Raw genomic sequence first — 250 nt, forward strand, 5'->3', positions numbered from 1 at the left:
CTGTGCTGCGTGATCGTCGCGCAGATGGCGCGCATGACGCGTGCCGCGATGCTCGATCAGCTCAATTCGTCGTATGTGGAAATGGCCGTGCTCAAGGGCGCCTCGCCGGTGCGCGTGGTGCTGTGGCACGTGCTGCCGAACACCATCGGCCCGATCGCCAATGCGGTGGCGATGAGCCTGTCGTATCTGTTCGGCGGCGTGGTGATCGTCGAGTCGATTTTCAACTATCCCGGTCTCGCGAGCCTGATGG

General features: G+C 63.2%; 1 protein-coding gene. It reads left to right on the top strand.

Translation table 11 applies throughout. From position 1 onward, the window contains the following. Positions 1-250: ABC transporter permease subunit (locus SB764_RS43055; RefSeq protein WP_410867178.1), on the top strand; the 250-nt coding region annotated here is incomplete at both ends.

Source organism: Paraburkholderia sp. SIMBA_027, assembly GCF_046535315.1.
Classification (GTDB): Bacteria; Pseudomonadota; Gammaproteobacteria; order Burkholderiales; family Burkholderiaceae; genus Paraburkholderia; species Paraburkholderia tropica.